The organism is Paenibacillus sp. FSL R5-0701 (assembly GCF_037973995.1).
Taxonomy (GTDB): Bacteria; Bacillota; Bacilli; order Paenibacillales; family Paenibacillaceae; genus Paenibacillus.
In genome coordinates this window covers 3582010-3603785 of record NZ_CP150230.1, presented here as the reverse complement: position 1 = coordinate 3603785, position 21776 = coordinate 3582010, and the positions used below count along the sequence as shown (strand labels likewise).

The 21776-nt window shown below is 41.9% G+C and carries 24 protein-coding genes; 7 read left to right on the top strand and 17 right to left on the bottom strand.

Features of this window, described 5'->3' with window-relative positions:
* Nucleotides 1-39 precede the first annotated feature (39 nt).
* From MKZ13_RS15935 to MKZ13_RS15915, 5 genes are all read right to left on the bottom strand, one after another.
* Nucleotides 40-381 carry a YxeA family protein gene (locus MKZ13_RS15935; protein ID WP_221821249.1) on the bottom strand — a complete coding sequence of 114 codons (342 nt, stop codon included), beginning with the start codon at nucleotides 379-381 and terminating at the stop codon, nucleotides 40-42.
* A gap of 23 nt (nucleotides 382-404) precedes the next feature.
* Complete coding sequence (locus MKZ13_RS15930) at nucleotides 405-2351, bottom strand: FtsX-like permease family protein (RefSeq protein WP_339176712.1); 1947 nt, start codon at nucleotides 2349-2351, stop codon at nucleotides 405-407.
* On the bottom strand, nucleotides 2338-3123 hold the full coding sequence (locus MKZ13_RS15925) for an ABC transporter ATP-binding protein (RefSeq protein ID WP_221821246.1): 786 nt from the start codon (nucleotides 3121-3123) through the stop codon (nucleotides 2338-2340). The genes MKZ13_RS15930 and MKZ13_RS15925 overlap by 14 nt, the downstream gene beginning before the upstream one ends.
* A 141-nt stretch (nucleotides 3124-3264) precedes the next feature.
* Nucleotides 3265-4311 (bottom strand): sensor histidine kinase, encoded by a 1047-nt coding sequence (locus MKZ13_RS15920; RefSeq protein WP_339176711.1) that lies wholly within the window; start codon nucleotides 4309-4311, stop codon nucleotides 3265-3267.
* A gap of 13 nt (nucleotides 4312-4324) precedes the next feature.
* Nucleotides 4325-5008, bottom strand: coding sequence for a response regulator transcription factor (locus tag MKZ13_RS15915; protein ID WP_339176710.1), 684 nt, complete (start codon nucleotides 5006-5008; stop codon nucleotides 4325-4327).
* Between the two features lie 216 nt (nucleotides 5009-5224).
* On the opposite strand from MKZ13_RS15915, the gene MKZ13_RS15910 reads away from it, so the two are divergent.
* On the top strand, nucleotides 5225-5404 hold the full coding sequence (locus MKZ13_RS15910; RefSeq protein ID WP_145325494.1) for an H-type small acid-soluble spore protein: 180 nt from the start codon (nucleotides 5225-5227) through the stop codon (nucleotides 5402-5404).
* 87 nt (nucleotides 5405-5491) lie between these two features.
* Here the strand turns inward: MKZ13_RS15910 and MKZ13_RS15905 are convergent, their stop codons facing one another.
* From MKZ13_RS15905 to MKZ13_RS15890, 4 genes are all read right to left on the bottom strand, one after another.
* The gene (locus MKZ13_RS15905; RefSeq protein WP_145325495.1) at nucleotides 5492-6118 is read right to left on the bottom strand and encodes a spore coat protein; all 627 of its coding nucleotides are present in this window, start codon (nucleotides 6116-6118) and stop codon (nucleotides 5492-5494) included.
* A gap of 714 nt (nucleotides 6119-6832) precedes the next feature.
* Complete coding sequence (locus tag MKZ13_RS15900; RefSeq protein WP_339176709.1) at nucleotides 6833-8059, bottom strand: multidrug effflux MFS transporter; 1227 nt, start codon at nucleotides 8057-8059, stop codon at nucleotides 6833-6835.
* Between the two features lie 168 nt (nucleotides 8060-8227).
* Nucleotides 8228-8860: a nitroreductase family protein gene (locus MKZ13_RS15895; RefSeq protein ID WP_339176708.1), complete on the bottom strand. Its 633-nt coding sequence runs from the start codon at nucleotides 8858-8860 to the stop codon at nucleotides 8228-8230.
* Between the two features lie 40 nt (nucleotides 8861-8900).
* Nucleotides 8901-9494, bottom strand: a complete 594-nt coding sequence (locus MKZ13_RS15890) for a TetR/AcrR family transcriptional regulator (protein ID WP_339176707.1) — start codon at nucleotides 9492-9494, stop codon at nucleotides 8901-8903.
* Nucleotides 9495-9621: 127 nt separating this feature from the next.
* Between MKZ13_RS15890 and MKZ13_RS15885 the strand changes: the two genes are divergently transcribed.
* A complete protein-coding gene (locus tag MKZ13_RS15885; protein ID WP_339176706.1) occupies nucleotides 9622-10803 on the top strand; it encodes an MFS transporter in 1182 nt (393 codons plus the stop codon).
* Nucleotides 10804-10933: 130 nt separating this feature from the next.
* Here MKZ13_RS15885 and MKZ13_RS15880 read toward each other — a convergent pair whose 3' ends face one another.
* The 5 genes from MKZ13_RS15880 to MKZ13_RS15860 form a co-directional block, all read right to left on the bottom strand.
* Nucleotides 10934-12157, bottom strand: coding sequence for a macrolide family glycosyltransferase (locus MKZ13_RS15880; RefSeq protein ID WP_339176705.1), 1224 nt, complete (start codon nucleotides 12155-12157; stop codon nucleotides 10934-10936).
* Nucleotides 12158-12227: 70 nt separating this feature from the next.
* Nucleotides 12228-13667, bottom strand: coding sequence for an MFS transporter (locus MKZ13_RS15875; protein WP_339176704.1), 1440 nt, complete (start codon nucleotides 13665-13667; stop codon nucleotides 12228-12230).
* A gap of 122 nt (nucleotides 13668-13789) precedes the next feature.
* On the bottom strand, nucleotides 13790-14077 hold the full coding sequence (locus tag MKZ13_RS15870; protein ID WP_339176703.1) for a Fe-S cluster assembly protein HesB: 288 nt from the start codon (nucleotides 14075-14077) through the stop codon (nucleotides 13790-13792).
* A 21-nt stretch (nucleotides 14078-14098) separates the two neighbouring features.
* Complete coding sequence (locus tag MKZ13_RS15865) at nucleotides 14099-14458, bottom strand: iron-sulfur cluster assembly accessory protein (protein ID WP_339176702.1); 360 nt, start codon at nucleotides 14456-14458, stop codon at nucleotides 14099-14101.
* Nucleotides 14448-14783, bottom strand: a complete 336-nt coding sequence (locus MKZ13_RS15860) for a helix-turn-helix domain-containing protein (protein WP_076317828.1) — start codon at nucleotides 14781-14783, stop codon at nucleotides 14448-14450. Before MKZ13_RS15860 ends, MKZ13_RS15865 begins: the two co-directional genes overlap by 11 nt.
* A gap of 264 nt (nucleotides 14784-15047) precedes the next feature.
* Between MKZ13_RS15860 and MKZ13_RS15855 the strand changes: the two genes are divergently transcribed.
* Both MKZ13_RS15855 and MKZ13_RS15850 read left to right on the top strand, forming a co-directional pair.
* Nucleotides 15048-15707 carry a metalloregulator ArsR/SmtB family transcription factor gene (locus tag MKZ13_RS15855; protein WP_339176701.1) on the top strand — a complete coding sequence of 220 codons (660 nt, stop codon included), beginning with the start codon at nucleotides 15048-15050 and terminating at the stop codon, nucleotides 15705-15707.
* A gap of 200 nt (nucleotides 15708-15907) precedes the next feature.
* Nucleotides 15908-16309 (top strand): extradiol dioxygenase, encoded by a 402-nt coding sequence (locus tag MKZ13_RS15850; protein WP_339176700.1) that lies wholly within the window; start codon nucleotides 15908-15910, stop codon nucleotides 16307-16309.
* Between the two features lie 29 nt (nucleotides 16310-16338).
* Here MKZ13_RS15850 and MKZ13_RS15845 read toward each other — a convergent pair whose 3' ends face one another.
* The gene (locus MKZ13_RS15845; RefSeq protein WP_339176699.1) at nucleotides 16339-17517 is read right to left on the bottom strand and encodes an MFS transporter; all 1179 of its coding nucleotides are present in this window, start codon (nucleotides 17515-17517) and stop codon (nucleotides 16339-16341) included.
* The gene (locus MKZ13_RS15840; protein ID WP_339176698.1) at nucleotides 17507-18346 is read right to left on the bottom strand and encodes an SDR family NAD(P)-dependent oxidoreductase; all 840 of its coding nucleotides are present in this window, start codon (nucleotides 18344-18346) and stop codon (nucleotides 17507-17509) included. Before MKZ13_RS15840 ends, MKZ13_RS15845 begins: the two co-directional genes overlap by 11 nt.
* 157 nt (nucleotides 18347-18503) lie before the next feature.
* On the opposite strand from MKZ13_RS15840, the gene MKZ13_RS15835 reads away from it, so the two are divergent.
* Nucleotides 18504-19391, top strand: coding sequence for a LysR family transcriptional regulator (locus tag MKZ13_RS15835; RefSeq protein ID WP_339176697.1), 888 nt, complete (start codon nucleotides 18504-18506; stop codon nucleotides 19389-19391).
* A 37-nt stretch (nucleotides 19392-19428) separates the two neighbouring features.
* Here MKZ13_RS15835 and MKZ13_RS15830 read toward each other — a convergent pair whose 3' ends face one another.
* The gene (locus MKZ13_RS15830) at nucleotides 19429-20316 is read right to left on the bottom strand and encodes an AraC family transcriptional regulator (protein ID WP_339176696.1); all 888 of its coding nucleotides are present in this window, start codon (nucleotides 20314-20316) and stop codon (nucleotides 19429-19431) included.
* A gap of 155 nt (nucleotides 20317-20471) precedes the next feature.
* On the opposite strand from MKZ13_RS15830, the gene MKZ13_RS15825 reads away from it, so the two are divergent.
* Together MKZ13_RS15825 and csaA are read left to right on the top strand one after the other, a co-directional pair.
* Nucleotides 20472-21404: a DMT family transporter gene (locus MKZ13_RS15825; RefSeq protein ID WP_339176695.1), complete on the top strand. Its 933-nt coding sequence runs from the start codon at nucleotides 20472-20474 to the stop codon at nucleotides 21402-21404.
* Nucleotides 21405-21426: 22 nt separating this feature from the next.
* On the top strand, nucleotides 21427-21759 hold the full coding sequence (gene csaA, locus MKZ13_RS15820; protein WP_221821219.1) for a chaperone CsaA: 333 nt from the start codon (nucleotides 21427-21429) through the stop codon (nucleotides 21757-21759).
* Nucleotides 21760-21776: the final 17 nt, after the last annotated feature.

Sequence of the window (21776 nt, the reverse complement as noted above, 5' to 3'; positions counted from 1 at the left end):
AGATGATGCTGGTCGTACTCCCCCAATTCAATCCCATTTTCAATGAAAGAAATTACTTGGCATCTCTTCCTTTTGTATTAATGTCCATTGTTTCGTATAGGCTCCCTTGGCAAGTACTTTCACATATGTGTCCTGTTCCAATTCTTTACTTGACGAGAAAGTGACCTTTGTTTCCTCCCCTTGTGCTGTGTAACCGGTCAGATTATATCTGTACCGGATCCATTCATTTTTACCTTCCTTCTCGGCTGGTTTATTAATTAAAGCATAAACATATTGCTCCTTATACAATGGGTTGAATTGATCAAACTCACGTTTGAATGTTACATATAGACCTGAGCAAACTACTACTACAATTAATATAAAAATAAATTTTTTCTTCATACATGCACCTCCTGAAAATAGTCTTACAACATCGCATGTTTAACAATTTTCCGATAGTAACCCAGTGTGAAGAGAGCGAATAGAAAATAGATGGATGCATACGCTCCTATCGAAATAATTGTTGGAGCAGTAATGTCCGAAATAATGATGATTGAAGCCGCTTTTACTGCGAAGATTGAATGCAGTACACCAATCAATAGAGGGAGAAGAAACACAACCATCTGCTTTCGCACAATGCCCTTCATAATCATCTTCTCTTCAAATCCGAGCTGGCGCAGTGTCTTGAAGCTCTGTTTCTCCTGCTCGGCCTCAGTCATTTGTTTGAAATACAGGATGCTGCCGGTAGAGGCGAGAAAGGCGAGTCCGAGAAAGGCAGCGATAAAAATTAATAATCCGGAAATCTCAAGTGTCTGTCTATATCGTGAATAGAAATCGGTCGTAAAATATTCGTCAAGATTATATTTCTGGTAAAGGGAGGAAGCTAAAGCAAGCTCACTTTTGTCTGGAATACGATAGGTATCTATGTGTACTCTCTCGTAATCGGCAGTGCTGGACATGCTATCCTCAATTTCTCTTAACGTTTTTTCAGACACCAAAATCTGATTTCCAGATATATCGGAATTCACAAGATTCTCGACAACTAGTTCTTTCAACGGATAACTAACTGTCTGTCCCTCTGATATCAGTTCAATTTTCGTCGGGTAACGCTTTGAGAAATCACTGTCGTCAAATGCAGTCTGTGCAGATACACTGTATTCTACAGCTTCACCGTGTGAAGGCACCGATAGCTTTTTATCTGCCCTTTGAAGCTGTTCAGCTGGAAGCCACAACAAGTTTCTCTCCTCGATATGGCTGGATTCATCAAGTGGATTAAGAATAACACCCTTAGTCCGGACGGCCTCGATGGACAGGTAGCTGAAGTTAATTCCTTCCCGCTCAAGCTCGGTTACGAACGATTGTGCATCCGACTGCCTATTCTCAAATGAAAAATCATATGGAATCTCCATGCGGACCGTATTCTCGGTGGAGTAATACACAGAATACGCCATGGTAACCAGAGTTATGGTTAAAGCAGACAACACTGTAATCAAGGTGAGCGAGTTGGCATTACCTTTCATCCGGTGCATCAGCGGAGCAAGTGACAAACTATTATACAAGCCAAGATGACCATTTTTTCGTTTGCGAATCCATGAGAACCACCATTTGATCGTCACACGAAACAATATATATGTTCCTGTAATCGTAGATAAAAGCACCAGGAATGCATTTAAGATTAATTGTTCATCTACCATCCGACCCGATAATTCATAGCCGTAGCCAAGAAGTACAATACCAAGCACGGCATAAATAGCCGTAAGAATAGATGCAAGGATAGTTGGAGGCTGGCTGGATAAGTCAGGCTGCTGATCTGCTTGAAATAGATGTAACAGTGTACTGCGATATATCATGAATATCATTTGTAAGGAAGTAATAACAACGACGAGAACAAAGACTTTTACCGTATCAAAGGCTGCGAGTAACGAAAAGTCAATGGCAGGCATCCCATCCAAACGGAGCAATTTCATTAGAATGAGGACAAACAAACGTGATACCAATGCTCCACAGATAATTCCAGCGATGAGTGCACCTAAACCGAGTAGTACATTCTCAATGATTAAATAGCGGGCTACCCAGCCCTTGGATAGACCGATGAGCTGATATAATCCGATCTCACGGCTGCGCCGGCGTAGAAAAATTTGGTTAGATGATATAGTAAAGATTACAATAATCCCAATGAGCAGAATTGCTGCAGACTGAAAAGCGATTAGAAATTTGTCGCTTGATTCCAACATGGACTGAACTTGCTGATCGTGTAACAAGGAAGCGAAGACAAAGAACAGACTCATACTGAAAATCAGCGCGAAGAAATACAAGTAGTAATGTTTCACATTTTGCCGCATGCTGCGAAGTGCTAATTCAAATACTGTCAATGTGGTCGCCCCCTAAAACAGCCTGCACATCGATGATTTCTTTGAAGAACGACTGTCTGGATTTCTCTCCCTTGTACAGTTCGGAATATATCTTTCCGTCTTTTAGGAACACCACACGATTACAGTAACTGGATGCGACTGGATCATGCGTAACCATGATAATCGTGACCTTTCTTTTCCGGTTCACCTCCTCCATTACTGATAACAGTGATGAAGCGGATTTGGAATCGAGTGCACCAGTAGGCTCATCTGCAAAGATGATGGAAGGCTGATGTATGAGGGCCCGCCCAGCAGCAGTGCGTTGTTTTTGACCCCCTGATATTTCGAATGGGTATTTTTGCGAAAGTTCCTGAATCCCTAACACGTCGGCAATCGCTGTGAACTCGTTTTCTGCCTGCTGTTTGCTTTTTTTGCTAAGTGATATAGGTAAGAGGATATTTTCCTTTACCGTCAATGTGTCAAGAAGATTATAGTCCTGGAAGATGAATCCAAGCTTGTTTCGACGAAATGCAGAAAGAGCCGTATTGTTCATGGTAGAGATATCTTCATCTTCGATTAAGATTGTGCCATCTGTTGTCCGGTCAATCGTGGCAAGTACGTTAAGCAATGTTGTCTTCCCCGAACCGGACGGACCCATAATTCCTACAAATTCTTTACGGAGAACACGTAAATCTATTCCCTTTAATACCTGTTGGGCACCACCTTTTGAACCATATGATTTGTGGACGTTTCGAGCGTGTAAAACCGTTTCTTGTTCATTCCATTCATCCATGTTGAACCTCCCAAAAATGATTGTAGCTTAAGTGTACGTTGATCTCCCCTACTTGTCGTACGTTCTGGGTGACGAGTTGATTAGGTAGATGACAAATTTGTCATGTTCACAAAAAAAACAGTCAAGAATAATCTTGGCTGTTTATAGTGGGATATTTTCCTCTTGAGTTCTTCTAACCATTTCGAATGCATTGGGATCCGTAAAGGTGATCCGCATCGTCGTCCCTTGCCTCTGATCCGCTAGGACATGAAGTGCAATGCCCATTTTCCTTGCTACAGTTTGGGCAAGATAGAGCCCAAGTCCGGTAGCGGCATTGTGAATTCTTCCATTCTCGCCTGTGAATCCTTTGTCAAAGATACGTGGTAGGTCATGCGGTTGTATCCCCGGACCTTCGTCAATTAAATCTAGGATAATGTTCTCTTTTTCAGACATCACTGTCATGAATGTAATCGCCTTGCCGGATGGACTGTATTTAATGGCATTGGTTAATAACTGCCGAAGGATGAAGCGGCACCATTTGCGATCCGTAACGACCATGACATCATTTCCTTCGATGCTGACTGCCAAATTTTTTTCCATACACCATGGAGCCAATTCCCGGATTTCTTCTGCCGCAAGACGATGTAACGAAACTCGTTCAAGCACAAAGTCTGATTCCAAGGCAGGAAGACGTGTCATATACAACTGACGGTCTATGAGAAGATGGATCCTCAGCCATTCTGATTCAATTCTACTTAGATCCGGATCACTCGGTCGTGCGTCCAGAATCAGTTTCATAGCAGTAAGAGGCGTTTTAACCTCATGAATCCAGGAGGCAGTGAAGTCGTTCTCGATCAGTTGGACTTCCTTATCATGAGATAACTTGCGGTTGAACTGATAAAAGGCCTCTCGTAATACATCGTTCGTTATACTATCGAGTTCATGCTCAGGTTCCGGAAGACTCTCCATCCAATCCGAGGCCATGACTTCTTGCAGCTCGAGGAGCGCTGCTGCATATTTGGTTTCTTTCTTGTAACGCCATAGAAAAAATACAAGAAATATAATTATATACAGACCATTTAAATATAGGAGAGATGTCAATTCTACATGGATTCCCTGCTCAATAAGGATAAGTACATCGGTCAGACCTAGCAAGCTAACAAAAAGCAGGATCCAGCTTTTTCTTGTTCTGATGTAACGGATTAACATGCGGCTATACCCCCTATAAAGTGACGGCCATATAACCCATCCCTTTCTTTGTGACAATCGCATCCGAGAGTCCAAGTGGTTCTAATTTCTGCCTTAGCCGGGTGATATTAGCTGTAAGGGTATTATCGTTTACGAACTGCTCGTCCTCCCATAGCTTACGGATCAAGTCATGACGGGAGATAATGACATTATTAGCTTTCACGAGCGCAATCAACAAGAAGAATTCATTTTTGGTCAGGTCTGCTTCCTCGTCTGATTTTCGGATAACACCTCGCTTCAGATCAACTAAGGCACCATTCCATTCGAGAATATCTGTCTGGCCATCCCCATAAGCATAAGTTCTGCGAAGAAGCGCCTGGATTTTGGCATATAGCACATTCGTATGAAAGGGTTTTTGAACAAAGTCATCCGCACCCATATTAAGTGCCATGACCATATCCAAGGGGTGATCACGGGAAGATAGAAAAATGATAGGTACCTCGGATACTGAACGGATTTCTCTGCACCAATGAAAACCATCATATTTAGGGAGTGTAATGTCCATGATAATAAGGTGTGGTTGTTGATCCTGAAATGACCGCATGACTTCATGAAAATCATCAGGTCTTGTAACTTGTAAGGCCCACGCTTCCAATCCTTTTTTCAACGCTTCAAATAATGCATTATCATCTTCAACGACAAATATATTAAATTCCATAGAAGTAAACCTCCTCGTAATCTTTGAATGATGTACATGCTATATTCTTTTCAACAAGAATAATAACATGTACTGTCGGGGAATGCTTACTACACTAATCCTTCTCTACAAACTTGCATAAACTTGCACGGTTTGGTGCATTGTAGTGATGCAGAGTTTTAAAAACCTCACCGTCTTGTTGATCAACAAATGACCATTCGGGATAAGGAGAACGTTATGAACAAACAAAGAGCGATCGAAATATCTGAATCGACCATTATGAAAAAGGTAACTTATCAGGATACCCCTATCTTTATCCAGCATGTCAATGAGGATGAAACGGCCCGAATCTATCCGGTCGGAGACTCAGAGCAGGAAATGACAGTTCCTTTGTCCAGTTTGACTGAACATCCTTAGTATAGATGACGGCTTTCATTGCAGACCTGTTTCAAAATGGTAACAAATAAAACGCCGTATCTCGAAATGAGATACGGCGCTTCATTTTTAGTGGGGAAGGTTACCAGGGATTTGCGGCTGAAGCGGTGCAGGAGCATATCCATTTTGCATTTGCTGCATATCTTGCTGGGCAAGCTGTGGTACTTGGTAGAAGCCATTCTTATTTTGATAAATCGAGATCTCATATGCCATTTCAATACAGTTTGGTAAGGAATCCGCAAGCACACGGCGTACAACAGGATTCGTTGTTTCCAATGCTGCTGTTGTTTTCATTACAGCCCCTGATTTTACTGCATTTAACATACTAAGAGAGATGCTTTGGTCGCATATCTCACCTGCAGTTTGCATTGGCTTTTTCGGTTGGCTTGGTTTCATGCCATAAGTAAAATCGTTACCCTGATTCATTTTATAACTTTGAGTCGGTTTGGAAGGATCCTGACCGGTTTTAAAACATTCCAATGTAATGTTATATTCATCCGTCATAAATTGCTTCTGACGTTGTAAAATATCCCGAAGCTCCGGATCTTTTACATGTTCACTCATCATGGTATACGTATTCATGGTATTGATCGCTCCTGCCAATACTTCATGGACATCAAACATTTCATGCCCGCCATGGTTCAGTTGAGGTGGAACAGTACCTGTTTCAATGTTTTGATGGTTTTGCAGTTGCATTTTTGTATTTCCTCCTATTAATTGTTTCCTGCAAATGGTGGCTCTTTCTATCCGCAGTCTGTGGTTATTATGAATTTCATGGACCCAATATATTCAGATTAATTTTTATTTTTTTACGTCTCGTTCACAGTACCTTTTATAGGCGCATGCATAGGCTAACACATAACTTTAGGAGGGATTCATGTGTATACTTACGAACCAAATCGACAAAACCATCATCTCGCTTGGCAAGAAACGATGGAACTTCACGAATTGACAGCCTTTCAGAGCAATCAGTTAACACATTTTAAATTAGTATTGAATGACGTAAAGAACCAGGACCTCCACACACTCTATATGGAAGCCATTAGTTGTTTTAAATTTAAATAGCTCGTGTCAAACCCTGTGTCCCTACAAAAACACATCTCTAACAAGAAGCATGTATGACATCCTATAGTTCTTGTAATAGTACATCTATCAATAAAGTTCGGAACGCAATACAGGGCGTTGGCCTCGTATTCAGTGCCTTCACGCATGGAAGCAGCCAATAGCGATTTTAAGGTCGAAAAAAATGCTACGCTAACTAGCTCTTACCCGCTCATAACCAGCCAATTGAGGATCGAGCCCAGACCTGGAAATCTATCTGCAAAGCAGATCGGCTCATTGAATTTAATATACTTCATAATGCCAAAAAAGCCGATTCCAGTCTGGAATCGACCTTTTGCTACTTCTAATCTAAAAGTTAGGATCAGTCTGGGCATGTTTTGGTTGATGTGAGATTTTTTTAACAAGCAGAAAATAAGTAACAATGGCAATGATACTGGTCATTAATAAAGTGAGTCCTAACGGGACGGCAGTGTCCTCACCTGCGATGCCGACCAGAGGAGCAACCAGTGCACCCAGAAGAAAAGGAACAACGCCGAGCAGTGCTGCTGCACTTCCGGCCATCTTAGCTTGACTCTCCATGGCCAGCGGGAATGCCGCTGTAGACGTAATGCCGATCGAGCAAACAAAGAAGAACAACGGAATAACCAAAGCAAAAAGCGGACCATGAGCAAGGGTTACGACCAAAGCAGCAACACTTGCTATTATAGCAAGCCACAGCCCGGATAATAGAAGCGTCTGCTCAGGGATACGTTTGGCCAATCGACCCACGATTTGAGATCCGATGATCAAGCTGATGCCGTTCGAAGCAAACAGTATAGCAAATACTGTGGGTGTGACTCCATATATATTTTGGTAAATAAATGGTGTTCCCGCCACATAAGCAAAAACCCCTGCCGTCATGATTCCCTGTGCCAGCATGTAACCAACAAACTTGCGGTCACGCAGAAGCATTCTGTAATTACCCAATTGCTGTTTGAAGTCAGGAACCATACGTCTTTCGACGGGGTGTGTTTCTTTTAAGCTCCACTTTGTCATGATTAATAAGAAAATCCCCAAGAATGAAAGGCAAATAAACACGCCAATCCATGTTGTGAAGGAAAGAACCCCACTTCCCGCGATGGGTGCTGCCAGAGGTCCCAAATTCCCTACAAGCAACAGCAAAGAGAAAAATTTAGTGAGTTCATGTCCACTGTATAGATCTCTAGCTATCGCACGGGAAATGACAATGCCAGCCGAAGCCGCAAATCCTTGCGTGAAACGAAACAAAATCAATAGTCCGATATTCGGAGCAAAAGCACAGGCCAAGGAACATATAATATAGGCTGCCATACAGATCAACAATGGTCTACGTCTACCGTATGCGTCACTCAAAGGACCCATAACGAGTTGTCCTACACCCAGTCCTAATAAACAAGCAGTAAGGCTAAATTGTACAAGTGATGCCGTTGTATTCATATTTTGTGCAATCTCCGGAAAAGCCGGTAAATACATATCAATCGTAAATGGACCTAATGTAGAAAATAAACCTAGTAGTATTGCCAGTCCAAAAACATTCCAATTCGTGCTCTTCGCCATAATAAATAAAATCTCCAATTCCTTATATAATTTGCAAGCCTAATCGAGTATAAGACATAGAGTTAACTGTAGGTCAAGTCTTGAGACCATTAAAATTAAAAAAAGCCGCTAAGATAGCGACTTTCATTGGTACTATAGTCGAGACATTTTTTCCAAGTAGTAATCCCGTTATTTCCACTCTGTAATTTGGCTGATCGGAAGACGAACAGGCGGGCGTGCATCTGAAGCTGCCTTGCCGATTGAAATGAGTAGTATTGGAACATAACGCTCTGGATCTAATCCCAATACTGCTGCAATCTTCTCTTTGTTAAAGCCTGACATTGGATTTGTCGCATAACCATGAGCATGTGCCGTAAGCATAAATTGCATAGAGACAAGTCCGCCATCCAGCAACACAGACTCTCTTTTCTTATCCATTGAAAATTGATTATACATGGGTACAACCATAGCAAGCATCTTATCTTTAATCTCCTGCGTTATATAGCCAAGATCAGCGGTTTCCTTGTAAATTTCTTCTGCACTGTCAACAAAATTCAGATCACCAAAGACGGCGATAACTGCTGACGAAGTATTAATTTGTGAAAAGTTGAAAGGCGCAATTTCGAGTAGGTCTTCCTTACCTTTGTTACTGTCAATAACGACAAATCGCCAAGGCTGTAAATTGAATGCTGACGGAGCCAAAGCAGCATCTTCGAGCATTTCAGTGATTTCTTCCCGACTAATTTTATAATTCGGATCGTATTTTTTTATCGTACGACGGCCATGTAAAACCTCACTAAAATCTTTTTTTATTAAATTCATTCTCGTATTCCTTCTTCCTATAGTCGTTGAACGATGCAAATCATTGCTTATTAACAGCAAGTAGCTGATCAATGATCCCGTTCAAAGCATTTTTTCTCTCCAGATAATCTTGTTCATTCCAGGTAAATACACCACGATCAAGCCAAAATGCAACACCTACCAAAAGAAACTCCGCTTTGAGCTCCGGTTGTTGAGCAAGAAATTCTCCCTCTTCTGCCCCCTGCTGAACGATTTTTTTGATGTAGGGAATCAATGCATTAATTTCGATCACAATCCATTTTTGATGCAAGGTACTGTTACTTTCCTTATGAAGATATTCAAATACATCTTGATCCTCTTCGTTAGGGGTTGCATCCATAAAAATACGAATAAGTTTTTCTCTCGCGTTGAGATCGCGATTTTCAACTAACTGATTTATGGCTTCCAAACGAGATGCTAATGTTCGTTCACAAGCAGCATGAAGTACATCTTCTTTAGATTGAAAATAATTGTAGAAAGTTCCTTGTGAAACACCAACTTTTCTTACAATTTCACTGACGGATGTATTTTCGTAGCCCTTGGAGTTGAATAATTCCATAGCCACAGTCAGTATTTCATTTTTTCGTTCCTGGGGGTTCTTGCTTACTCGTGCCATTGTCAGATCTCCTTTGTCACTCCTTTATATTAGTTTAAATGTACAACTTGACTAACTGTCAGTCAATGTTATAAGCTCAATATACAATAATGACTGACAGTCAGTCAATATAATTTGGAGGTTTTTTATGAACAAACGACGATTACTCTTTATCTTGGGAATTTCTGCCGCTATTGTATCTCTTGCTCAAAGCCTGTACATTCCTTTGCTACCTGATCTGCAACAAGATCTAAATACGTCATTACATTTAGTTAATCTAACGGTTACTTTATTCACTGTGGCCATGGCAACCATGCAGATCATACTTGGCCCCATTGTTGATCGTAATGGACGTAAGAAAATCCTAGTCCCGGGTATAATTATTTATGTAATTGCTACTATAGGATGCATGTTTTCAGGTTCTATAGAAATGTTACTCATTTTTCGAGTCATTCAAGGAATAGGCGCATCATCTGTTCCGTTAGTAGCTGCTACAATGATCGGAGATGTTTTTGAGGGTAAAGAGCGTGCAGAAAGTATGGCTACATATCAGATGATTCTTGGAATTTCACCAGCTATTGGTCCGCTCATCGGTGGTATTATCGGTAGTAAATTCGGTTACACGGGTACATTTGGTTTTGCAGCAGTCAGTGCTCTTCTAATCTTGATAGCAGCCATATTTATGTTACCTGAGACAAAACCAGTCAACATAAAACCAGCGGGAACAAGACTAGGTTTAAAAGCATTCGGGAAAATTCTGAGCAACAAAACCGGCGTTGTAGTTCTTTTGAGCGGTTTCATCATGTATGATGTCTTTTACACATTTATTGTATTTCTACCTACAATATTACAAACTAAGTATGCTTTAGGCGCTGCAAGCATTGGATTATTCTCTCTTGCTCTCATGATATTCAATCTTGTTGGAAGTAAAATGAGTGGAAGTTTACAAACCCGAATAGGCTCAGTACGCACACTCTTTTGGACCGGTATAATGACCATTTTGAGTCTTGTGATTTTTATTTTTGCTGCAGATCACTCTCTAATTGGTTTGCTTATCTCTCTGATGCTTACTGGATTCGTGTTGGGACTTGCAACACCAGTGATGCCAACCCTCTTGTCCTCAGAGTTTGTTGAAGAGCGCGCTACGGCAATGGGTGTCTATAACTTTGTTCGTTATCTTGGTATGGCTGCAGCTCCACTAATTGGAAGTTTTTTGTTTCCTATAGGCAATATCCAACTTTTAAACGGGATAACAGTTCTTATGGTAGTAATAGTCGTATTTGCAACAAGTCGTTTACTACCAATTAAAAAGCCCGAGGTGTCAAACTAGACTCACTGATCATGGATCACAGACATCATATATTTCGTATAACTTGGTTATAAGTTCACAGAAGATTAATCAACGTTAAAAATAGACGACCCTGGATTAACAGGATCGTCTATTTTCACTGCCTACTTTATCAAAATTCATAAAGTTCTACCCCTGAACCCATATGACTCATGATCATTTCAGCAGCTCGCTTGTAACCGCCAGCCTGCCTTAAAGATTCGCCAATGAGGTAAGCCTGCCGTCTATAAAGTGAATTGTGTAGTACTTCTGTTAATGCCTCTCTCAAGTTAGTTGCACTGAGATTATGTTTATTTAAAGTAATACCCGCGCCCAACTCCTGTACCCGATTGGCGACAAGAGGCTGATCCGATGTTAATGGAATCATCACCATCGGAACGTTGTAATATAACGCCTCACTTGTGCTGTTCATTCCAGCATGTGTGATAAAAACATCGGTATGCTGCAGCATGTCCAACTGGGCAATGTATGGCTTGACGATAAAATTAGGAGGTATTTGATCAGCCAGCGGCTCCATATCCGTGTATTTTCCCGAAGATAAAACAACATTCACGGGTAGATCCCCTAATGCTTCAAAGCAAAGCTGATAGAAATCCAAGTTTTTATTTAAAATCGTACCCATAGCAATGTACACGGTTTGCGGGTATCGTTCACGAAGCAACTCAAACGAGAAGCCCGGTGCATCTTGCCGTGTTATGATCGAAGGACCCGTGAAAATAAAACGATCGTCCAGCTTTTCTGCCTGCGGCTGAAAATAACGGCTGGTGTACACGAGCTTTAACTGACCTGCATGTGCTGGAATCTCTTCTATGGCTGGAATACTCACTTGAAACTCTTCGGCTAACTCCGTTGTGATCTTCATCGTAGCCTCATAAAGCTCCTTCGTCTCCGTCTCATTCAGAACTGAGCTAGACCCGAGAGGCTCCACAAAAGCAAAGGACGCAATCGAGCACACCGCAGGAATTCCCAGTTTTTCTGCAAGAATAGTCCCTCCCCATCCCATCAGGGAATCAAAGATCATATAATCGAACTTTTGATCCTCTACCACCTGCAGCACATTGGGGATGATCCCCCGGATAATACCGCTTACCATCATATAAATGAATTGATAAGAATGCTTGTATTCCTGGGGTTTCAACACCGGATCATGAGAGAAGGCATCTTGTGGAAACGGATAGGTAATGATCTGGGCACCGGTTTGTTCAATTCGGGAACGGTACTCCTCCGTGCACACATAGATGACTTCCTCACCATTGTTCGTCAACTGAGTAACTAATCCTAATGATGGATTCACATGTCCTTCAGCTGGAGTAATGACTACTAATACACGTGCCATCTTACCCACCTCCCAATGCAATTAGTCCCCCCGTTCTTCATGATGTATTTAACGACGCGGTTGTCATCCGTTACATGGAGATGTTATCCTTCGCTTGGTTGATTGGATGATGTTCTTGATGAACGAGTTTGGTAATTCGTAGTGATGCCAAGAAACTTAACAAGACCCATAATAATTGCAGTGTTAACACGATCAAAACACCTGTCGATATGCCCCACTGTAACGTTTCGGACAAGGCAATTAGAGCGCCACCAACTCCAATGCTTATGCCCATATAGAAGGAATCCACAAATTGCAGATTCGCGGACATTTCTCCCTCTTTCCTGGGCAAGGCATGTTGTAAAGCAATGGCTGCCGTTGTAGGGTTGGCCAATCCAACACCAAACCCTGTAATCATTTGTGAGAGAAGGATGAGTATAATCCCGCCGTCCGTCAAAATAAGAGCCAGTATCACAAGTGCAGTTCCAACGATCATAATCCCAATGCCTGTCATAACCCTACCCTTTCGGGCTCGACCTTGATCTCGTGCATCAAGCTTGGCTTGTAACCACGCTGCGGCGGACCAGCTCAGAGAACCTGCTGCTACAATGAGGCCAGCAAGGTCAGCTGATAACCCCTTCACTTCGGTTAGTGCCAAGATCACAAAACTTTCCGTTGTAAAATAACAAGCAACATATAGCCCTCTCGAAACCAGAGTAGCAGGCAATCCTTTTTGTACCGAGAAAGTCCCCACAGGCAGCAATTTACGCATTGGTGGGATCATGATGACTAATCCAGCCAAAGTGAGTACTATACCTTTCCAATCGGTTATCATACCAAGTCCTGTGAGTAACAGCCCCGTTCCAACGGCAAGCAGAATCGCATACATAATCTTTGAGTCGGTTGCTCGCGCTGGACCTGACAGATCTTGCTGAAGCTGCAAATGACGGAAAGAACGGAATGTGAGACTCAACGCTATTCCAATCAAGGGTAAAACGATCCAGAAAACATATCGCCACGAGATGTAGGAAGCAATAAGGCCTGCTGCATAAGGTCCGATTAAGGTTGGCAGGACAAATGCCATGGAGAATGCGGCCAGGATTTGAGTACGAAGTGTATCTGGATAATGTAACGTCACACAGGTATAAACACATGTGATCAGGGCCCCCGCTCCAAAACCTTGAAGGGCTCTTCCGGCAATAAGCATGTGCATATCGAAAGAAATAGCGGAGACCACAGTTCCTAACACAAAAACACTAAAAGATATCAGCATGGATGTAAAAACGCCGCGCTTGTCAATCTGCTGACCCATAACCAAAGTTCCAATAAGCTGAGATAACAAAAATGCGCTGAAGATCCAACCGTATAAATGAATACCATCTAAACTTTGTGCCATTTTCGCGGCAATCGTTGTGATAGCCAGTCCTTCAAAAGCTACGGTTGCCAGAACCAGCATAATCCCAATTGTAGGCGCCCTGTACTGAGCATCAAAAATCCCAATCTGATTGTTGTTTGTCTTCCACACCTCCATGATTTGATGGATATTATGGTAAAATAAACCTTTTTTACTCCCTGAATATACATGAAGTGTTATACTTTGTAAAGTTAAATGTTTAAAAAGTAAGACCATGATTTAGAATAGGATTCCCATGTTTAATAGGAGATTTTGCTTGAAAATATGCCATGTTCATTACAGTCAATTTGGAGAAGTTCATCCTCCAGGATCCAGGCATCTGTTTTTTCAACAAAGAAATGAAATCCTCCAATGGATTGAACCAGTGCGGGATCGACCGGTGTAGCACTCGCATTTATGCCAATTGTAAAAGCATCGGAGCCTCCTCCGACATATTTTGCGTAAATCCTTACATATTGGTCCTCTTCCAATTCCCATTCATTCTTAAATGAATCGATTGCTTGTTCAGATACTACAAATGAGATCATTGCTCTGCACTCTTTCCTTCATTAATCACATTTTTTCACTTCGCCACGATAATTGGCCATTCTGAAACTGGCCCCGCATCCACATGAAACTTTGGCATTTGGATTATTCATGGTGAATCCGCCTAACATTCCGCTCACTTCATAGTCAATCTCAAGCCCATCAATATATGGAATACTGTTTGCGTGAACCAATATTTTAAATTGCTTTTTATTTAACACAATGTCTTCTTCTGCCTGCTGTTCATCCACGATAAGGGTATAAGACAAACCACTGCATCCCCCTTCATCAACGCCTACTCTAAGAAAGGCATTTTGGATATCTGCACTTGATAAGATCTCAACGATTTTGTCCGATGCTGTATCACTGACCTCAATGATCATCTTTATTCCTCCCGGTGGTATCATTTTGAAATTTGGTATCCCAGTCCATTAGACAGGGTATGAATGCTGCAAGAGCAGCTCCTTTTGGCGTAAGTTCATAAATAATTTGTGTAGGGCGTGTCCGTATTGTTCTTTTGACCAAATGATCATCTTGAAGACCCTTTAAACGTCTGGAGAGGATCATTTCGGAAATGGAAGGAATGTTATCGAATATTTCACCGAATCTCTTCGGGCCTTGAGACAGAGCACATAAAATATGGATCGTCCATTTCGTTCCGATGATGCGATAAGCTGTAAATAGTTTATTCGGATCTTCAGTGAGCAATGGTCTGTACACCCACTTTCTTATTCATCCGCGTGGTGAGATCCGAGTGCTGGCAATGATACTCGTGAGGATCAACAAGAGATGGAAACCCATGGCATGAAATGTGACCTCCAAGAAAATTGGTATGTATACATCGTATCCGGATACTTAGTAAACATTTTTGTTTATAATGTCTAAGCTACAGTTCGGCTTTGACTTTGTCAACATTTTTGTTTAAAATGTAGTTAGTCATGTAGATTCAGTTGCGTCACAAGGAGGTAAACCATGAGCGGAAATCAAACCAAAAAGGATGTCTCGACCAGTACCCGGAGAGCAATTATTAATCTGTTAAAAGAGCGCGGGGGAATGGATGTTGTCACTCTCTCCTCTCAGTTTTCGTTATCCGGAATGGCTATTCGTCAACATCTGAATGCGCTAAAAGGAGAAGGATTGGTTACCACTGTGGAAGAGGCCCGTCCCATGGGTCGTCCCACCAAGTTATGGATATTAACTCCCGCGGCTAATCGTTTTTTCCCAAGTGGATATTCGGATTTATCCGTCAGCCTCATCCATTCGATGAAAGAGGCTTTTGGTACTGAAGGGCTGGACAAGTTGCTGGATGTTCGAAATAAAAATATGCAAGAACAATATCTTCAGCATCTTGGCGATTCATCAGGAGTCAGAGAGAGATTGGAGAAATTGGCCGAAATTCGTACAAATGAAGGTTATATGGCCGAGGTTAAGGAGCAGGATGATGGCAGTCTCCTACTCATTGAGAAGCATTGCCCCATCTGTGAAGCGGCCGCGGTATGTACCGGGTTATGCAAGAATGAGTTACATTTATTCAAAACGGTTCTAGGCGATAATGTTCATATTGAACGTGGAGAATACATTCTGGCCGGAGGAAGAAACTGTGTGTACACTGTTTGGCAAAATAAGCCATAACCAAAAGAGCAACCTCATTGGAGATTGCTCTTTTAATTTGGATTTTGAATTGACTAGAACGATTCGGATTTCTCTAAATCATCCTTCATTATACAAGGTATTTCTAACTCTTTCATAATCGTATGTACCCGATTATGTAATTTTGAATTGAGGTAGAGTATAGTAAGAGTGTTGAAAATATACTCTAGGAGGCTACAGCCATGTCACAAAAAATCTGGATGAACCTGCCGGTGAAAGATGTTGTGAAATCCACTGCCTTTTTCAATGAGATCGGATTCCATGGGGAGAATGTTGGTAACGAGAGAGCCCAGCTTGTCATAGGCTCAACAACGATTCTGCTTTTTCCGGATGCAACATTTGAGAAATTTACAGGTGCCAAAATCGCAGATACATCCCATAGCGCAGAAGTGATATTTTCCATTGGTGCTGACAGCAGAGAAGAAGTTGATGCTTTTATTAAAAAAGTCGAGTTAGCTGGAGGAACCATCTTTGGCAAGCCTAGTGAAATAGATGGCTGGATGTACGGCGCGGGATTTGCCGACCTGGACGGTCACCGCTGGAATCTGCTCTACATGGATGAGAGCAAAATGCCGAAAAGGTAATGTATAACGCCTATCACTACGTCCGCCTCTTATCCTCCAACTTTGGAGCCCTCGAATCGGCCAGTCATGGAGATTCTGAAGTAATTCGTTACGATACTAAAGATAAGGAACACGATTCCTCCAACTACAATATATTGTATACTTATTCCAGTTACGATTAGTCCACATACACTAGCACCAAGTGTTGTTCCCAGGTTGGAAGAGGTCAGAAAGATCCCATTCGACAATTCGGGTGCCTCTGGTGCTGCAGATACCACCCAATATTGAGTGATATTGCCCCCTATGCCTCCTATGATCCCCCAAATGAAAATAAGGAAGGCCGTTGGCACACTGAATTGTCCGAAGGTGAACAACAAGATGTATACCGTTATTAATACAATGGGATACATCTTGATCGTTCTTAAAGGGAAATTAGCGAGCAGTTTCCCTGCTATCATGTTTCCAACCATATTGGCCAAGCCATATAGAAATAACAACACACTGACGGTGTTCCAGTCATATCTTGTCACGGTTTTCAGAAACTCGGCAAGGTAACTATAGACCCCAAATACAGCTCCGTTCATGAAAATCACGCCAGCAATGGATAGCCACATCACCGATCTTCTCAATACATACAGATGAGTACCCATAGAGATTCTTTTCGTAACTGGCATGGAGGGCACAAAAAGAAGTGTTGCTACAAATGCGATGATCGTTACGGCGGCAAAGAACAACATTGCATAGAACAACGATGTGCTGGTAGCAATCAAGCTCGAAAGGGGGACTCCGAGTACCATGCCTGCCGAGACGCCTACAAATACTTTAGCCACTGCCTTCGGCGCCTCTTCCTTGGGGACTGACGCCGCTGCGACCGTAAATGCCAATGAGCAATAGACAGGATGGAAAAAAGCCGGAACGACACGTGCAATGACCAATACCGTAAAGTTTGATGTGATAGCGGAGACCAGGCTGCCCACAATAAAAATGCCAAGTACGAACAACATAACATGCTTGCAGTTCATGCCCGAAAATAATAAGGGCAAAATGGGACCAGATACAGCAACCGCAAGCGCAAAAAGACTCACAATCAAACCAGCGGTTGAGATACTGACCTGGTAATGGTCTGCAATCAAAGGCAACATTCCGATTACGCCCATCTCCGTATTTAAAATACTGAATACACCAAAGGTCAGAATGAATACAAGCAGGTGATTTCGTTTAGTTGTCATATGCCATGGATTTAGAGAGATCCCGGTAAGCATTGATCTCTAACTGAAGGTTGGCAATTTTCTGCTCTGCAATGTCTATCGCGTCGGCTCCTGCAATGAAGCGTTGCGGTGGTTGGGCCTCGTTTGCAATCTTGAGGAGGGCCTTGGCAAGTTTTTTTGGGTCTCCAGGCTGTTGCCCGTTCTGATTATTAAAAAATTCCATATGACCAGCTCTCCGGTCATCATAATCTTCAATCGAGGGCTTAGCGAAAGTTGAGGATGCGTCCGTAAGAAATTCTGTTCGGAAAAATCCCGGATTTACTATAGTCGTATGAATACCGAAAGGAGCTACCTCAGGAGCCAATGCCTCCATCCATCCCTCAAGCGCAAACTTCGCAGCACTGTATGCCGAATTAAACTCAAATCCTGAAAGGCCAGCGCCCGAAGAGATCGAGATCACATGTCCTGAACGCTGGTTGCGCATCACAGGTAATATGGCACGGGTTACATGCATGGAACCCACCAACGCCACCTGTAGCTGATGTTCAATCTGGTCAGGGGTCAGTTCCTCAAAATACCCTCCACAGAAATGTGCCGCATTATTTACAAGTACATCGATCGCCCCGAACCGTTCAATTGCCGCCTTAATTGCGGCATGTGCATCTGCAGGCTCGCAAACATCTAATGGGACAACCATTACATTCTCGGAATCACCGATCGCACGAACCACTGCATCGGGATTCCGGCCGGTAGCAACAACCTTGTGTCCAGCATTTAAAGCAGCCTTAGCAATAGTTGTGCCCATACCTCGACCAGAGCCAGTGATAAACCATACTTTTGTCTTATCCATATCATTCATTCCTTTCAATTTCTTCTCCAGTTGCCTTGCTTTTTAGTTTAGCGTTTATACACCACATAGCAAATACTCATATCTTATAACGAGTTATGCTTGAAAGGCATTTCTGCAAGGTTTATTGTAGAATATAAAGGATAAAGGAGGAGTTACGATGGAGATTAGAGTATTGCGTTATTTTCTTACGGTCGCCAGAGAAGGAAGTATTACACGCGCTGCTGATTTCTTGCATGTTACGCAGCCCACCTTGTCCAGACAATTGAAAGACCTTGAACAAGAGTTGGGAAAGAAATTATTTATTCGCAGTAGTTACCGAATTATTCTCACAGATGAAGGTATGCTTTTAAGAAATAGAGCTGAAGAAATTGTGGGTATGGTTGATAAATTAGAGGCAGAATTTGAATCCATGGAAGAAACCATAAGTGGAGATATTTATATAGGCGGTGGAGAAACGGAAGCCATGAAACAGATTGCAAGAGTGGCAAAAGAAGTTCAGAATAAATATCCCAATATACGCTATCACCTATACAGCGGCAACGAAGATGATGTAACTGAGCGGCTCGACAAGGGGCTCCTTGACTTCGGTATTCTAATCCAGCCAGCGGATGTCTCCAAATATAACTATATCAATTTCTCCGACAAGGATGTTTGGGGAGTGGTTATGAGAAAAGAAAGTCCACTCGCCTCCAAAGCTACGATTCAATCCACAGACTTATTACATGTTCCACTGATCTGTTCAAGACAGTCGATGAAGCAGACATTTTCGAAAAATGAGTTTGCGGATTGGTTTGGGGAAGATTTTGACAAATTAAACGTCGTTACTACATACAATCTTGCATATAATGCTGCCATTATGGTTGAAGAAGGCATTGGTTATGCATTAACACTTGATAAAATAGTGAACACATCCAGTGAAAGCGACCTTTGTTTCAGACCCCTGGAGCCAAGACTTGAATCTGGTTTAAGTATGGTTTGGAAAAAACATCAAGTCTTTTCGACCGCTGCGGATTTGTTTTTAAAAGAAATTCAGGCTAAATTTTAAGATTCGCTAAAAACGTAAAAGAGCATTCGTTTAGCATTTATACAGGGTATGGAGAGCACCGAAACTCTTTCGGTGTTCTTTCTTCGTGCTTTTTGAAAGACTGGATAAAGTGATTTACGTGATTAAAGCCTACTTTCTGAGCGATCTCGGTTATTGTATCATTTGTTGATATTAAGAGATCTTTACTCTTCTTAATCCGATATTTGATTAGATACTCGTATGGCGTCATATGAGCCGTTTTCTTAAAACATCTCGTGCACTCTGAAATGCTCAAATGCGCGACATCAGCAATCTCACGAAGGGTAACCGGATGAGCGTAATTTTGATGGATGAAGCTGAGCATTAACTGTAGTCTTTCCTGCTGACGCTTCTCGCTTCTCGGGGTTTCCTCGGAAGGAATCGAAATGTTGGATATTAATACAAACCATAGTTGTACTGTTTTAATTGAAATTTCATATTCCCATCCCCATGTTTTCTCTGCATTAAACGTCTCCCTCATTCCCCAAAGCATGTCTAATATCTGCGTTTCCCACTCCGAATCTTTTGTAATCACAAGCGAAACCAAGGAAGAATTTGTATACGGCAATACATAATTTTTTTCCATTGCACTGTCTACATGAAAGGCTAATAGCTTTTCGGGAAAATTGAAACTAACATATTGACCGTCATGGCTCAGCTCAGTTGCGATGTGAAGAATTCTCTTGTTGATCAGGATCGCTTGACCCGTTTCCAATGTATGATCAATTCCGTTTATCTGAATAACCAGCTTGCCTTTTGTGACTAAAGTGATCTGTAGATCTTCGTGCCAATGCAGATCGTTGAACCCTCTGCCTTCGGGGATACTTGTATGACGTGTATGTGTGTACATGATATAGGGAAACGAAAGATCGGAATACAAAATATCCTCATAAAGCTGCTTCACCATTCTATGACGTTCCTTTCTTTGACGATATATCTATATTATAGAGCGATTTAATTGCACGAAATCCACAAAAACAATGATATTATTATATCAAATCTTTGACTTATCACAATAGCCTGTGCACAGACGACCGGATAAGAACTTTTGGAGGATTATATGTGAAAGAAACTAAACCATCGCTACTTTTTCATCCTTATGTATTACTTTTTATCGCCATTTTGTCGGTATCCGTCTCTTCAATCATGATCAAGTCTTCGGATACTCCGACCGCTATAGCCGGTATGTACAGGCTATATATATCGGCCATTATTATGCTTCCTTTTATCCCCTGGAAAACGATTCGTTTCTTAAAACTGAATTCAAAGGATTGGAGCACCGTTTTTCTGTCTGGCCTGCTTCTTGGTCTATATTTCTTGTTCTGGATGGAATCGCTGGTGTATACCTCAGTCGCTAGTTCCATGGTCATTCTGGCGCTGCAACCTTTGTTTGTGATGGTCGGGTCATACTTTATGTTTAAGGAAAGAGCAAGTATACCTACCGTTCTATGTTTAATTACCGCCCTATTCGGTTCGGTGATTATCGCCTGGGGAGATATAGGCATTTCAAGAGAGGCTCTGATCGGTGACGCGCTGTCACTGGTAGGAACCATTCTGGTGTCGGCGTATATGCTGGTGGGACAGAAAGTAAGTCGAAAAATCGACGCGAATATATACAGTGTTGTTGTTTTTATGATTGGCGGAAGTGTCCTGCTGGTCTACAGTTTATTGAATAACTTTTCGTTGACCAATTACGAATCATCCGATTGGCTGTATTTCCTCCTACTTGCGATCATACCCACTATTTTTGGTCAGTATATTTTCAATCTGCTGCTCAAATCCATTGGTGCAACAACGGTTTCAGTAGGCATTATCGGTGAACCCGTTCTGGCCATTATGCTGGCTTATCTACTGTTGGGAGAAACCATCTCTGCTTTTCAATTCCTAGGCGGATTAATTACATTGTTAGGCATGCTGATGTACTTTGGGCTGAAATCTTACCATGTTCAACTGTCCAAGTTCCTGCGCTTTAATCGATTTAGGAAATTAGGATAATAAAGAAAGAAGTGAATTTTAAATGGCAACTTTTGATGATTTCTTAAAATTAGATCTGCGGGTCGGCACGGTCACCAAAGCCGTTTTTTTTGCAAAAGCGAAAATACCCGCTATCAAACTTGAGATTGATTTTGGACCCGAAATTGGATTAAAAACATCCAGTGCACAAATCACCAAAAGGTATTCATCCGAATCTATTGTCGGAAAGCAGATTATTGGTGTAGTTAATTTCCCTCCGCGTCGTATAGCAGGATTCAATTCAGAAGTGTTGGTGCTTGGCGGGCTGCCCGAACAAGGAGATGTTGTTTTGTTGAAACCTGATTTCGAGCTACCAAATGGTACTTCGATCGGATGATAAGAAGAAACCCACCG

Excerpts from the sequence above, each read along its gene's own strand:
- MKZ13_RS15865 (WP_339176702.1), bottom strand. The coding sequence starts at position 14,458 with ATGATCATTGAGGTCAGTGATACAGCATCGGACAAAATCGTTGAGATC.
- MKZ13_RS15880 (WP_339176705.1), bottom strand. The coding sequence starts at position 12,157 with ATGGCACGTGTATTAGTAGTCATTACTCCAGCTGAAGGACATGTGAAT.
- MKZ13_RS15915 (WP_339176710.1), bottom strand. The coding sequence starts at position 5,008 with ATGGAATTTAATATATTTGTCGTTGAAGATGATAATGCATTATTTGAA.
- MKZ13_RS15855 (WP_339176701.1), top strand. The coding sequence starts at position 15,048 with ATGAGCGGAAATCAAACCAAAAAGGATGTCTCGACCAGTACCCGGAGA.
- MKZ13_RS15870 (WP_339176703.1), bottom strand. The coding sequence starts at position 14,077 with ATGATCTCATTTGTAGTATCTGAACAAGCAATCGATTCATTTAAGAAT.
- MKZ13_RS15885 (WP_339176706.1), top strand. The coding sequence starts at position 9,622 with ATGAACAAACGACGATTACTCTTTATCTTGGGAATTTCTGCCGCTATT.
- MKZ13_RS15935 (WP_221821249.1), bottom strand. The coding sequence starts at position 381 with ATGAAGAAAAAATTTATTTTTATATTAATTGTAGTAGTAGTTTGCTCA.
- MKZ13_RS15920 (WP_339176711.1), bottom strand. The coding sequence starts at position 4,311 with ATGTTAATCCGTTACATCAGAACAAGAAAAAGCTGGATCCTGCTTTTT.
- csaA (WP_221821219.1), top strand. The coding sequence starts at position 21,427 with ATGGCAACTTTTGATGATTTCTTAAAATTAGATCTGCGGGTCGGCACG.
- MKZ13_RS15840 (WP_339176698.1), bottom strand. The coding sequence starts at position 18,346 with ATGGATAAGACAAAAGTATGGTTTATCACTGGCTCTGGTCGAGGTATG.
- MKZ13_RS15845 (WP_339176699.1), bottom strand. The coding sequence starts at position 17,517 with ATGACAACTAAACGAAATCACCTGCTTGTATTCATTCTGACCTTTGGT.
- MKZ13_RS15835 (WP_339176697.1), top strand. The coding sequence starts at position 18,504 with ATGGAGATTAGAGTATTGCGTTATTTTCTTACGGTCGCCAGAGAAGGA.
- MKZ13_RS15900 (WP_339176709.1), bottom strand. The coding sequence starts at position 8,059 with ATGGCGAAGAGCACGAATTGGAATGTTTTTGGACTGGCAATACTACTA.
- MKZ13_RS15925 (WP_221821246.1), bottom strand. The coding sequence starts at position 3,123 with ATGGATGAATGGAATGAACAAGAAACGGTTTTACACGCTCGAAACGTC.
- MKZ13_RS15895 (WP_339176708.1), bottom strand. The coding sequence starts at position 8,860 with ATGAATTTAATAAAAAAAGATTTTAGTGAGGTTTTACATGGCCGTCGT.
- MKZ13_RS15890 (WP_339176707.1), bottom strand. The coding sequence starts at position 9,494 with ATGGCACGAGTAAGCAAGAACCCCCAGGAACGAAAAAATGAAATACTG.
- MKZ13_RS15875 (WP_339176704.1), bottom strand. The coding sequence starts at position 13,667 with ATGGAGGTGTGGAAGACAAACAACAATCAGATTGGGATTTTTGATGCT.
- MKZ13_RS15830 (WP_339176696.1), bottom strand. The coding sequence starts at position 20,316 with ATGGTGAAGCAGCTTTATGAGGATATTTTGTATTCCGATCTTTCGTTT.
- MKZ13_RS15910 (WP_145325494.1), top strand. The coding sequence starts at position 5,225 with ATGAACAAACAAAGAGCGATCGAAATATCTGAATCGACCATTATGAAA.
- MKZ13_RS15850 (WP_339176700.1), top strand. The coding sequence starts at position 15,908 with ATGTCACAAAAAATCTGGATGAACCTGCCGGTGAAAGATGTTGTGAAA.
- MKZ13_RS15905 (WP_145325495.1), bottom strand. The coding sequence starts at position 6,118 with ATGCAACTGCAAAACCATCAAAACATTGAAACAGGTACTGTTCCACCT.